The sequence below is a fragment of the Aquimarina sp. genome, from assembly GCF_977115655.1.
In genome coordinates this window covers 1-13,203 of record NZ_CDSBKO010000017.1, presented here as the reverse complement: position 1 = coordinate 13,203, position 13,203 = coordinate 1, and the positions used below count along the sequence as shown (strand labels likewise).

At 36.4% G+C, this 13,203-nt stretch carries 8 protein-coding genes; 7 read left to right on the top strand and 1 reads right to left on the bottom strand.

The features are described from left to right. The first annotated feature begins 13 nt into the window (after positions 1-13). The 7 genes from pcaF (at position 14) to ACZIYX_RS09165 (ending at position 11,011) form a co-directional block, all read left to right on the top strand. Positions 14-1,228 (top strand): 3-oxoadipyl-CoA thiolase, encoded by a 1,215-nt coding sequence (pcaF, locus tag ACZIYX_RS09195; protein ID WP_462681928.1) that lies wholly within the window; start codon positions 14-16, stop codon positions 1,226-1,228. A gap of 641 nt (positions 1,229-1,869) precedes the next feature. After that, positions 1,870-4,371 carry a phenylacetic acid degradation bifunctional protein PaaZ gene (gene paaZ, locus ACZIYX_RS09190; RefSeq protein ID WP_462681927.1) on the top strand — a complete coding sequence of 834 codons (2,502 nt, stop codon included), beginning with the start codon at positions 1,870-1,872 and terminating at the stop codon, positions 4,369-4,371. 206 nt (positions 4,372-4,577) lie between these two features. Then, positions 4,578-5,330, top strand: a complete 753-nt coding sequence (locus ACZIYX_RS09185; protein ID WP_462681926.1) for an enoyl-CoA hydratase/isomerase family protein — start codon at positions 4,578-4,580, stop codon at positions 5,328-5,330. Positions 5,331-5,694: 364 nt separating this feature from the next. Then, complete coding sequence (locus ACZIYX_RS09180) at positions 5,695-6,291, top strand: acyltransferase (protein WP_462681925.1); 597 nt, start codon at positions 5,695-5,697, stop codon at positions 6,289-6,291. A 76-nt stretch (positions 6,292-6,367) separates the two neighbouring features. Beyond that, positions 6,368-7,672 carry a dihydrolipoamide acetyltransferase family protein gene (locus tag ACZIYX_RS09175; RefSeq protein ID WP_462681924.1) on the top strand — a complete coding sequence of 435 codons (1,305 nt, stop codon included), beginning with the start codon at positions 6,368-6,370 and terminating at the stop codon, positions 7,670-7,672. Between the two features lie 135 nt (positions 7,673-7,807). Continuing rightward, positions 7,808-8,881, top strand: a complete 1,074-nt coding sequence (locus ACZIYX_RS09170; RefSeq protein WP_462681923.1) for a branched-chain amino acid aminotransferase — start codon at positions 7,808-7,810, stop codon at positions 8,879-8,881. Positions 8,882-8,947: 66 nt separating this feature from the next. Beyond that, complete coding sequence (locus tag ACZIYX_RS09165; protein ID WP_462681922.1) at positions 8,948-11,011, top strand: alpha-ketoacid dehydrogenase subunit alpha/beta; 2,064 nt, start codon at positions 8,948-8,950, stop codon at positions 11,009-11,011. A 274-nt stretch (positions 11,012-11,285) separates the two neighbouring features. Here the strand turns inward: ACZIYX_RS09165 and ACZIYX_RS09160 are convergent, their stop codons facing one another. Next, positions 11,286-12,998 carry a T9SS type A sorting domain-containing protein gene (locus ACZIYX_RS09160; RefSeq protein WP_462681921.1) on the bottom strand — a complete coding sequence of 571 codons (1,713 nt, stop codon included), beginning with the start codon at positions 12,996-12,998 and terminating at the stop codon, positions 11,286-11,288. Positions 12,999-13,203 lie beyond the last annotated feature (205 nt).

The following is a 13,203-nucleotide window of genomic DNA, read 5'->3' as shown; positions in this document are numbered from 1 at the left end:
AAAATTTAATATTTTGAAAGACGCATATATAATAGATGGGATACGTACCCCGATAGGAAGTTACAAAGGAACATTGTCAGCGGTTAGAACCGATGATTTAGGAGCTTTAGTAATAGAGAAATTAGTAGAAAAAAATCCAAACATCCCAAAAGAGGCCTATGACGATGTTATTATGGGGTGTGCAAATCAAGCAGGCGAAGACAACCGTAATGTAGCCAGAATGTCTGCATTACTGGCAGGTTTACCTTTTACTGTTCCTGGCGAAACTGTAAACCGCTTATGTAGTTCTGGGCTATCGGCAATAATCCATGCCAATAGAGCCATCAAAGCAGGAGACGGAGATTTGTTTATTTCTGGTGGAGTAGAAAATATGACACGTGGGCCGTATGTAGTTGCAAAACCATCCTCCGCCTTTGGTAACGATTCTAAAATGTATGATTCTAGTTTTGGATGGCGATTCGTAAACCAAAAAATGCACGATCTGTATGGTACCGATGGTATGGGGAATACCGCCGAGAATCTGGTAGAAAAATACAACATATCCAGAGAAGATCAAGATGCCTTTGCCTATTGGAGTCAGAGCAAAGCAGCAGCAGCTCAAAAATCAGGAAGATTGGCAAAAGAAATAACAACAGTCGAAATTCCGCAATACAAAAAAGATCCCATTCTATTTTCTAACGACGAGTTTATAAAATCCAATACGACTATAGAAATATTAGGAAAATTACGTCCCGCCTTTAAAAAAGACGGTAGTGTAACCGCAGGAAACTCCTCTGGATTAAACGATGGAGCAGCAGCAACCATAATAGCATCAGAAGATGCAGTTAAAAAATATAATCTAACGCCATTAGCCAGAATCGTAAGCTCTGCTGTAGTAGGAGTAGAGCCCAGAATTATGGGTATTGGACCCGTTCAGGCATCTAATAAAGCATTAGAAAAAGCAGGGATTACCATGGCAGATATTGATGTGATCGAGCTTAACGAAGCTTTTGCATCCCAAGCCCTGGCATGTATAAGAGAATGGGGATTAGAAGATAATGATTCAAGGATCAATCCTAACGGAGGATCTATTGCAATAGGACACCCACTGGGAGTAACAGGAGCAAGAATAGCATACTCTGCCGCTTTAGAACTAAAAGAACAAAATAAACGCTACGCCCTGATTACTATGTGCGTAGGAGTAGGACAAGGATATGCTTGTGTAATAGAAAATGTAAATAGGAACTAAGTAATCGATTATGTTTTGTCACGCAGAATTGTCATACTGAGCCTGTCGAAGTGCTGTCGAAGTGCTGTCGAAGTATTGCCGAAGCGTAGGCTGTAATCTATAATTGGTGCAAAATAGAATATAAAACCGAAAAATATTAAATATTAAATTTTAAATGTAAAATGATAAAGTCAAAAAGTGTATAGATACATTTCGTTGACGCTTGGATTTGGATAAGGTCAGAAGATCTTTGGATGCACTTGGTGAGTGTTTGGATAAGGTCAGAAGGTCTTTGGATGCACTTGGTCGGTGTTTGGATAAGGTCAGAAGGTCTTTGGATGTACTTGGTGAGTGTTTGGATAAGATCAGAAGGTCTTTGGATGCACTTAGTAAGTGTTTGGATAAGGTCGGAAGGTCTTTGGATGCACTTCGTCGATGTCAAGATGAGGTCGGATGGTGTCCAGATGCACTTCGTCGATGTCAAGATAAGGTTAGAAGATGTCGAGATGAGGTTTAGAATAGTAAAAGAAATAAGTTTGTCATTCCAGCTTACGCTGGAATCCATAACCGAAACTAATTGGATGCGTAAACAGTATAAACTTTGGTTGGAGAATATACTATAAAAGAATAAAATTTCCCTTTGGGAACTAAAGATCTAGAGTATGAAAAAACTAGAAAGCTACATAAACGGAAAATGGGCTTCAGGCTCCGGAGACGGAATCTTAATGCATGATGCCGTTACCGGAGAGATTATCGCAGAGTCTACTACACAAGGATTAGATATTCCAGAGGTATTACAATATGGTAGAACCAAAGGAGGAGAGATTCTTCGTAAAATGACATTTCAGGAACGTGGTAATATGCTTAAAAAATTAGCATTATACCTTACCAAACGCAAAGAGGACTTTTATGAACTAAGTTACCGTACCGGGGCAACCCGAATAGATAGTTGGATAGATATCGAAGGAGGATTTGGAAATCTTTTTGCCAACGCATCCTTACGTAAACTATTTCCAAACCAGCCTTATCATGTAGAAGGGGATCCAATAGACCTTTCTAAAGGAGGAAGATTTATGGCACACCACATTTTAGTACCTAAAAGAGGGGTAGCCGTACATATTAATGCTTTTAACTTTCCTATATGGGGAATGTTAGAAAAATGTGCAGTTAATTGGATGGCAGGAATGCCAGCAGTAGTATTGCCAGCACCACAAACAGCCTACTTAACTGAAGCTGTAGTACGCGTGATTGTAGATTCTGGTATACTGCCAGAAGGAGCATTACAACTACTTAGCGGGATGACCAAAACGATTTTAGACACCGTACAATCTCAGGATGTAGTTACCTTTACCGGGTCTGCACACACAGGAAGAATGCTAAAAGCACATCCAAGATTGATAGAAGAATCCGTGCCTTTTACGATGGAAGCAGACTCATTAAACGCTTCGATACTTGGTAAAGATGCAGTACCGGGAACTCCCGAGTTTGATCTGTTTATTAAAGAAGTAAGAAATGAAATGACCGTTAAATCTGGTCAAAAATGTACCGCAATCCGTAGGATTATAGTCCCTTCTAATTGTATCGAAGATGTACAGATCGCATTAGCACAACAACTCGATAAAGTTACCATTGGAGACCCAAGATTAAAAGAAGTACGAATGGGATCTCTGGCAAGTAAACAACAAGTAGAAAGTTTTAGAAATAACGTATCCGAAATAGCAAAAACAGCACAAATAGTATACGGTAGCTTAGATAAAATTGAAACTATTGGAGCAGATGCACAAAAAGGAGCATTTGTAAGTCCAATACTACTTAGAGAAGACCAACCATTTAAGAATAATGGAGTTCATGAAATAGAAGCATTTGGGCCAGTATCTACTCTAATACCTTATGATACTATTGAAGATGCAATTACTTTATCCCAAATGGGCAAAGGATCTTTGGTATCTTCAATTTTTACGTATGACGATGCCATAGCAAAAGAATATGTAGTAGGAGCAGCAACACATCATGGTCGTATATTGGTTGGTAATCGCGAAAATGCCAAACAAAGTACAGGACATGGTTCTCCATTACCATTACTTACCCATGGCGGTCCGGGACGTGCCGGTGGTGGCGAAGAAATGGGAGGAATACGTGGTATAAAACACTATATGCAACGATGTGCAATACAAGGAACTCCAACCACATTAACAGAGATTACTGGTATTTATCAGGCAAACTCGGCATATAAAGAAACAGAAAAACATCCGTTTGCGTACCATTGGGAAGATATCCAACCGGGAATGTCCCTTAAAACACATAACCGTACTATAACCGATACCGATATTATTGGTTTTGCAAACCTTACCTGGGATCACTTTTATGCACATACCGATATAACATCGCTAGAAGGAAGCATTTTTGAAAAACGTACTGCCCACGGATATTTTATTCTTGCAGCAGCAGCAGGATTATTTGTATATCCAAACAAAGGTCCCGTAGCAGCAAATTATGGATTAGAAGAATGTAGGTTTTTAAGACCAATCTATCATAACGATACCGTATATGTACGTTTAACCTGTAAGCAAAAAGTAGATCGGGACGTTGCAAGTGCAGAGCATCCCAGCGGAATCGTAAAATGGTTTGTAGAAGTTTTTGATACCGAAGATGAATTAGTTGCTGTTGCCACTATCTTAACAATGGTACAAAAAAAGCAAACTACCTTAGTAGAAATGACCGAAGCAAAAATTGAAGAATGTTTGCATAAACTTACAGCAGATACAAAACCTAAATGGGGAATCATGACACCACAACACATGATCGAACATTTAGAGTATACCTATAAAATAGCCTCGGGAGAAATACAGGATTTTGAAATTGCAACCCCAGAAAAGATTCTTGATAAAGTACATAACAGTTTGTATAACTATGAACCTTTTCCTAAAAATACAGAGTTTCCGTTACTTAAAAAAGGAGTGGTAGAAGACCTGAATCATACCGATCTGGCAACTGCAATTATAAAGTTGAAAGAAGCAAGAGAAGTATATAAAACTTATTTTAAAGAAAATCCGGAAGCAAAATTAAAAAACATTGTTTTTGGAGAACTAAATAAATACGAATGGTATTTATTAGAAAGAAAACATTTAAACCATCATTTCGATCAATTTAATCTATTAGATTAAATAGGATAGAAACCTCAAAGGTTTTCGAAACCTTTGAGGTTTTAGAAAAAAATAAAGTTTTTAAAGAAAGATTACTTTAGACTTTTAGATTTAATATTTTTAATAGGATATTTAAAACAATGTAGAACCGTAAAATGATAAATGATAAAGTTGAAATATAGATACTTTGGACTTTTGGATTTTACATTTAAAATTTGATATTTATTTTGACACAACCATACGTAACCTTAGAAATAGAGAATCAGGTAGGAACCATAGAGTTTTTTCACCCTGCACATAACTCATTACCGGGAGATATTCTGGCAAAACTAGCGCAAACTATTACCGATGCAGGAGCTAATGACGATATTAAAGTAATTGTATTAAAAAGTGGAAAAGACAGAACATTTTGCGCAGGGGCAAGTTTTAAAGAACTAATTACTATTAATGATGCCGAAACCGGAAAAGTGTTTTTCTCAGGATTTGCCAATGTGATCAATGCCATGCGCAAATGTCCCAAATTTATTATCGGGCGGGTACAAGGAAAAACTGTTGGGGGTGGAGTAGGATTAGCCTCTGCAACCGATTACTGTATGGCAACCAAATACGCAGCAATAAAACTAAGTGAACTTAATGTTGGGATAGGACCATTTGTAGTAGGTCCGGCGGTAGAACGTAAAATTGGGTTATCTGCAATGACCCAGATAGCAATAGACGCAAATTCGTTTTATGAAGCAGAATGGGCAAGAGATAAAGGATTATTTACTAAAATTTTTGAAGATATAGAAACGCTGGATGCTGAGGTAAAAGCTTTTGCAGAAAATCTATGTACCTATAATCCTGAAGCAATGAAGGATATGAAAAAAGCATTTTGGACAGGAACAGAAGATTGGGATACCCTTTTGGCAGAAAGAGCAGTAATTAGCGGAAGATTGGTGCTAAGTGATTTTACAAAAGAAAAATTAAAAGGGTTTAAGTAATTTTTTTTTTTGCGTGCCATCCTGAGCTGTCACACTGAGCTGTCACACTGAGCCTGTCGAAGTGCTGTCGAAGTGTTGCAGAAGTGTTGCAGAAGTGTTGCAGAAGTGTTGCAGAAGTGTTTCCGAAGCGATATCGAAGAAGGATAACAGAAACCTCAAAGGTTTTGGAAACCTTTGAGGTTTTAGAAAAGGAAAGAAAAGAAAATGTCATTCTGAGTTGTCACACTGAGCCTGTCGAAGTGCTGTCGAAGTGTAAGCAGGAAATAAAATATAAAACCGAAAAATGTAAAATGATAAAGTTACAAGTTGGATCGTTGATTACTTTAGACTTTTAAATTTTACATTTATAATTTGATATTTAATAATGATTTACAGTTTTAAAGGATATATACCCGTAGTACACCAAAGTAGTTTTGTGCATCCACTAGCGGCAGTTACGGGTAATGTGATTATTGGCAAAAACTGTTATATCGGTCCTGGAGCCGCAATACGAGGAGACTGGGGCGAAATTATTTTGGAAGACGGAGTTAATGTACAAGAAAACTGTACTGTGCACATGTTTCCCGGTAAATCTATAGTACTTAAAGAAAGCGCACATGTAGGACACGGAGCAGTAATTCATGGTGCTAATTTAGGGCGCAATTGCCTGATTGGGATGAATACAGTAATTATGGATGATGCCGAGATTGGAGACGAATGTATAGTAGGGGCAATGTCCTTTGTAAAAGCCAATACAGTATTTCCAAAACGAAGTTTGATCGTGGGCAATCCGGCAAAGGTAATAAAAGAGGTAAGTGATGACATGATAGCTTGGAAAACAAAAGGTACACAGCTGTATCAACAATTACCGGCAGATTGTTTTGAATCACTTAAAGAAGTAGAACCACTAAGAGAGGTACCAAAAGACAGAGCAACACAAGAAGCATTTTATAAAACGCTGGAAGAATTTAAACAAAAATAGAAAAGAAAAGACCTTCAAGGTTTTAAAAAAACTTGAAGGTCTTTTTAAAAAAACTAACAAACATTAGTTAACCAAAATGTCGAAAGTAGAATTAAAAATGCCCAAAATGGGCGAAAGTATATCCGAAGCTACCATTCTTAATTGGTTAAAGAATGTAGGGGATACCGTAGAAGAAGATGAAACGATTTTGGAAGTAGCTACCGATAAAGTAGATTCTGAAGTTCCTGCTCCTTGTAGCGGAGTAATTACAGAAATACGTTGTCAAGCTAATGAAGTAGTTAAAATCGGACGGGTAATTGCCATAATCGATGCAGATACAGAATCTGCAGTGCCAGGTAAAAAACCAGAAGAAACAAAAACTGTAGAAAAACCAAAAAGCGCACCAGAAATACCAGTTCGGGAAGAGTCGGGAACTTCAGGCTTCAGGCTTCAGACCTCTGACTTAAACGATGGATTCTTGTCTCCTTTGGTAATTAGTATTGCTAAAAAAGAAAATGTAACTATCGAAGAGTTGCAAAATATTGCAGGTACAGGAACAGAAGGGCGTATTCGTAAAAGCGATCTGATACAGTACCTAAAAAATAGAAAATACCCTTTACCAAGCAGGCCACAATCTCAGGCACAAACACCAAAGTCAACCTATAAAGCACCTCCAATATCTTTTGTAGAAGGAAAAGACCGCATTGTAGAAATGGATCGTATGCGGACTATGATTGCAGACCACATGGTGTATTCTAAACATACCTCACCCCATGTAACCAGTTATATTGAAGTAGATGTAACCAATATGGTAAATTGGAGAAACAAGGTAAAGACATCATTTCAAGAAAAACACGGAGAAAAATTAACGTTCACACCAATTTTTGTTGAGGCGGTAGCAAAAGCTATTCAACAATACCCGATGATTAATGTATCTGTCGATGGTAAAAAAATTGTGGTACACAAAGATATTAATGTAGGTATGGCTACGGCATTGCCTAGCGGTAATTTAATTGTTCCGGTAGTTAGAAATGCAGATGAAAAGAATTTGTTTGGATTAGCAAAAAATGTAAATCATTTAGCAAATAGTGCAAGAAACAATGCATTAAAACCAGACGAAATAGGAGGTAGCACTTTTACCATCTCTAATGTAGGAACTTTTGGCAGTTTAATGGGTACACCCATTATCAATCAACCCGAAGTAGCAATTTTGGCATTGGGTATTATCAAAAAAAGACCAGAGGTAATTACAACAGATAAGGGAGACGAAATAGCAATTAGAAGTATGATGTACCTGTCCCTGTCTTTTGATCACAGAGTAGTAGATGGATTTTTAGGAGGATCGTTTTTACGTAAAGTAGGTGATGAATTGGAATGTTTTGATATAAACAGAGAAATATAATATAACAATAAATGCGCAAGGGATAGAAGCGACATCCTTTTTTTATAAAGTACCCTGAGGCTCTCGAAGGGTACTTTATAAAAAAAGATATAGCAGATAGCCCGACCCGATAGGGATGCGCCCAAAACAATAATAATGGAGCAAAAAATCAAAATTACAAAAACCTCAAATTCAAAATTAAAGGATATCAATTTTGATAATATACCTTTAGGAAAAACTTTTACAGATCACATGTTTATCTGTGATTACAAAGATGGGGCATGGCAAAATCCTCGTATAGAACCTTTAGAGTTAATACCAACACATCCTGCAGCAATGGCTTTGCATTATGGACAAGCTATTTTTGAAGGTATGAAAGCTACAGTAGGTACTAATAACACTCCATTATTATTTAGACCAGAAGAGAATGCAAAACGTTTAAATCATAGTGCTGCCAGAATGGGAATGCCGGCAGTGCCAGAAGAACTTTTTGTAGAAGCGGTAAAACAAATAGTAAGTGTAGAGCAAGGATGGATCCCTCCGCAAGAAGGGAGCGCATTATATTTACGTCCGTTTATGTATGCCGATGAGCCTTTTATTGGGATGCGTGCAGCAACTAGCTATAAATTTATAGTAATCTGTTCTCCCGCAGGGCCGTTTTTCACCAAAAAGATCCGGTTATATGCTGAAACCAAATATATAAGAGCCGCAGATGGAGGAACAGGCGAAGCAAAAGCAGCAGGTAATTATGCTGCAGCAATCTTGCCAACAGAAAAAGCAAAAGCCAAAGGATACGATCAGGTATTGTGGCTAGATGCTAATGAGCATAAATATATTCAGGAAGTAGGAACGATGAATATCTTTTTTAAGATAGGGGATAAATTTATTACGCCAAGTACCAATGGATCTATATTAAAAGGAATTACAAGGGATAGTGTGATTACCTTATTAAAAGATAAAGGTTTTGAAGTAGAAGAGCGCCCAATCACGATCGATGAGATTATAGGGTACTCTAAAGAAGGAAAGCTGGAAGAAGCTTTTGGAACAGGAACAGCGGTTGCTATTGCTATGGTAGAAGCCATAGGCTATAATGATGAAATTGTTGTTTTGCCGGATACAAACCCTGTAAGTCAGGATATAAAAAACACGTTAGACGAGATTAAAGTACAGAAAAGAGAAGATACACATGGCTGGATTATACCGGTTACTGTGGGAGAAAAGGTAAAGTAAAAGCAATCAAAGTTTATTAGTGCAATTCTAGTGCAAACTAGAATCATACATCAAAAATTGAATAAAATGTTAGCGGAAAAAACAATAGCAAAAGAAGTATTACAAAAAGCATTTAAAACACTTTGTACTGCCAAAGCAATGACAGAGTTGTATGAAGAAAACTTTAAAGTAGTTTCTAAATATGTACATGCTACCTCCAGGGGGCATGAGGCTATACAGATAGCTACGGCAATGCAGTTATTACCTCAGGATTATGCGTTTCCGTATTATCGGGATGATGCAATGTTATTAGGTATAGGGATGCGACCGTATGATTTGATGTTGCAATTGTTAGCTAAAAAAGACGATCCTTTTTCGGGGGGTAGAACGTATTATTCGCATCCAAGTTTACGGGATGCCGATAAGCCTAAAATTCCACACCAATCTTCGGCGACAGGTATGCAAGCTATTCCCTCTACAGGAGTTGCATTAGGAATGCAGTATAAAGAATTAGTAGGTCTGGATGATAAAACATTACAAGATGCACCTTTGGTGGTTTGTTCTCTGGGAGATGCATCGGTTACCGAAGGAGAGATTGCCGAGGCTTTCCAGATGGCAGCTTTAAAGCAGTTACCTATTTTATATCTGGTACAAGATAACGGATGGGATATTTCGGCTAATGAAGAAGAAACCAGGGCACAAAATGCGTTTGAGTATGCACAAGGATTTAACGGCTTAGAAGCAATTTCGATTGATGGTGCAAATTTTACCGAAAGTTACCTTGCAATACAAGAGGTAATCAAAACTATTAGAGAAGAAAGACGCCCTGTTTTGGTACATGCTAAAGTACCATTACTAAATCATCATACCTCTGGTGTGCGTATGGAATGGTATCGGGATGATTTGGAAGAAGCCCGTTCCAGAGATCCATACCCGGTATTGCGAAATCAATTACTTGCTAATGGTTTTACAGAACAAGAATTATTGTCTATCGAAGAGGAAGCAAAAACAGTAGTTGCTAAAGATCTGGAAGATGCAATGAAAGCCGAAGATCCAACACCACAAGATTTGTTTACGCATGATTTTGCTCCAACACCAATTACAGAAGAAAAAGGAGAACGATCTCCTGCCGATAAAGAAGAGGTAGTCATGGTAGATTGCGCCTTGTTTGCGGTAGAAGAATTAATGAAAAAACATAAAGAGTGTTTATTATATGGTCAGGATGTAGGAGGAAGACTAGGAGGTGTATTTAGAGAAGCAGCTACTTTGGCTCAAAAATTTGGGGACGAGCGCGTATTTAATACTCCCATTCAGGAAGCGTTTATTGTAGGATCTACAGTAGGAATGTCTGCTGTTGGATTAAAACCAATTGTTGAGGTGCAGTTTGCAGATTATATCTGGCCAGGACTCAATCAATTATTTACAGAGGTAAGCAGATCCTGTTATTTGTCTAACGGCAAGTGGCCGGTATCTATGATTTTACGAGTTCCTATTGGGGCTTATGGTAGTGGTGGACCTTATCATTCGTCGTCGGTAGAATCTGTGATTACCAATATACGAGGGATTAAGATTGCATATCCTAGTAACGGGGCAGATTTAAAAGGATTGATGAAAGCTGCTTATCATGATCCAAACCCGGTAGTGATTCTAGAACATAAAGGATTGTATTGGTCTAAGGTAAAAGGAACAGATGCCGCCAGAACCATAGAGCCATCAGAAGATTATGTATTACCTTTTGGAAAAGCCAATGTAGTACAACGTATCTGGCCACAAGATGAAAAAGAAACCATGACGATTATAACCTATGGTATGGGAGTACATTGGGCATTAAATGCTACAAAAGATAGTAAAGATACTGTAGAGATTGTCGATTTACGAACGTTATATCCTCTGGATGAAAAGACTATTATGGAGTCGGTAAGAAAGACTAAAAAATGTTTGGTAGTAACCGAGGAGCCTACTAATAATTCTTTTGCAAGAGCATTATCAGGTAAAATACAAGAAGAATGTTTTAGATCTCTCGATGCTCCTGTAATGACTATTGGATCAGAAAATATGCCTGCAATACCATTAAACAGTACATTAGAGCAAACGATGATTCCTTCTACAGAAAAAGTAAAAGAAAAGATTGAAGAGTTGCTAAAATATTAGGTAAGATTAATTAGGGCATCTTAATCTAAATTGCAAGGGTCTATTTATAAACTATATTGAAGTTCGACATAGTTTATAAATAGGCTCTTGTTTGTTAAATAATTTATCCCCATATGAGACTAGTTTTATGAGACTTGTCCTTTAAAAATAAAATATATTTTCGAAAATATAACTTTAGAGCTTATTTCAATAGTGTTAGTTGTAGTATTTAAATTCATAAGAAGGCTTCACTAACAATAGTAAAGCCTTCTTGAGATTTCTTTTATATTTTAATTTATATAGAAATAATGAACTTTTTAACAAATTCAGAATTCTTATTTTTTACTTTACAAAAATACATGCCTCTATTTAAATTGGATACATCAATATGCAATTTATTATTGTCGGTATTTTGAAAATATGTTTTATTACTCATCATTCTACCATTACCATCTAAGATATTTACGTTTATTTTATCTTTATTTTGAAAATTATGAGTAATAACCAAAATATCTTTTACTGGGTTAGGAGAAAGTTTTATATTCACATTATTGTCGGAGATTAAATTTTTTGGTAAGATAGGAAGAGGGTCTGACCCTCTAATAGAAGTTATTCCACTTGGAGCAATAAATTCTTTGATAAATGGATAAATATCTTTGAAGGGGTAATAAGAATCCTCAGAATCTCTTGAATCACATTCAGAAAAACCTCCATGGAAAACACCAATAATCTCTCTTCGTTCATTATATAAAGGGGCACCAGATGATCCCTCTGCTGTTATACCTCTGGACCATATTACCTTTTGAACATTTCTTTCGTTATCAAAAGAAGGTAGTTTTGCTGGCGATGATTGAGATACTTTTTTTGGAGAACCAAAAGGATGATGGATTATAGATATTTTTCTTGGCTTCTCACTAGTTGCATCCCAACCACTATAATATGGATCATAAGCTAAAGGTGGTGTTTTAGATAATTCTAAAAGTAAAAAATCTTTAAAACCAAAATCTTTATCAACTTTTACTATTCCATGAAATGGCCAGGGATCATATATAATTTTAGTTCCAGAGATAGATTGATCTGTTGATCCTTCATCAATTTGACAATCACCTTCATAATTAAAAACTACCATCCATTTTCTAGGGTCGTCTCTTTCGCTATCTCTAATTTGCCTTGGAGTTAACGTCTGTCCTGGAAGTACTTTTTGAGAAAAATGTCTTTTACAGTGTTCGGCAGTAAGAAGATAAGGTGTAGCATCTACATTCGAATTATTTATTAAAGCCCCTGTACAAATACGTTCACCACTAGAGGTAAGAATCATTACTACAGATTGTTTTTCTCTTTTTAGACTACCTCCTATATCACTATCACAATTTGCTCCAATAAAACAGGGGTTTTCATCCGCCATCTTTTGTCTGTTTTCGGATTTAGCCATTGCTTTTGCAATTTTAAAAATATCGGAGTAATCATGAGCAATAGTTTCTAGTTTAAAAATTGGTTTTTCTTTCACCTGTTTGGGGATATAAAGATTAAAGGTTACCTGATCCCCTCGTACTGGAGCTATAGAAAAAAAACCGCTTTTATTATTATTTTTATGAGTAAAAGCCCCTTTAATATCCGATCTATCTTTATTATAAACAAAGAGTTCTGTTCCTTCGGGCAAATAAAAATTAGAAAAAGTGAAACTGAGTGATTTGGCACCTTCAGATACTATATTTAATATCCAAAATCTATCACCATTACTGGCGGTATACAATTGACCAGAATTGTTAAGGTTTAATTGGACTTCATGACCATATGCAAATCGCATTGCTATATTTTCGTTAGTTTCATCTTCTTTGTCTTCTTTCTGGATCTTAGTGTAATCTAATTTTGGTAATACTACTGTTTTACTACCAAATGATTTTGATGCTATTTGTTCGTAAAAAAATCTGGGAGAGCCACCTTGGCTTATTTGTCCTTGCATGGTCATGGATAAAACCAATAATACAATAAATAGGTTTTTTTTCATTTTTTTTAGGTTTAAAGATTGTGATTTTTACTTAGTTAAAGTTTTAAAGTCAGCAAATTTAAATTAATCAATTGGTTAATTTATTTGTAAATGTATTAAGCAAGAGAATGAATGTATTAAGGAAGAGAATGAATGTATTAAATTACTTATACCATTTCTTATTTGATATTACTGTAATAATTTGTATTTTGTAATATGCCAAAAA

What these genes read in the sequence shown, in the direction of transcription:
- ACZIYX_RS09180 (WP_462681925.1), top strand. Translation starts at nt 5,695, where the DNA reads ATGATTTACAGTTTTAAAGGATATATACCCGTAGTACACCAAAGTAGT.
- ACZIYX_RS09165 (WP_462681922.1), top strand. Translation starts at nt 8,948, where the DNA reads ATGTTAGCGGAAAAAACAATAGCAAAAGAAGTATTACAAAAAGCATTT.
- ACZIYX_RS09160 (WP_462681921.1), bottom strand. Translation starts at nt 12,998, where the DNA reads ATGAAAAAAAACCTATTTATTGTATTATTGGTTTTATCCATGACCATG.
- paaZ (WP_462681927.1), top strand. Translation starts at nt 1,870, where the DNA reads ATGAAAAAACTAGAAAGCTACATAAACGGAAAATGGGCTTCAGGCTCC.
- ACZIYX_RS09175 (WP_462681924.1), top strand. Translation starts at nt 6,368, where the DNA reads ATGTCGAAAGTAGAATTAAAAATGCCCAAAATGGGCGAAAGTATATCC.
- ACZIYX_RS09170 (WP_462681923.1), top strand. Translation starts at nt 7,808, where the DNA reads ATGGAGCAAAAAATCAAAATTACAAAAACCTCAAATTCAAAATTAAAG.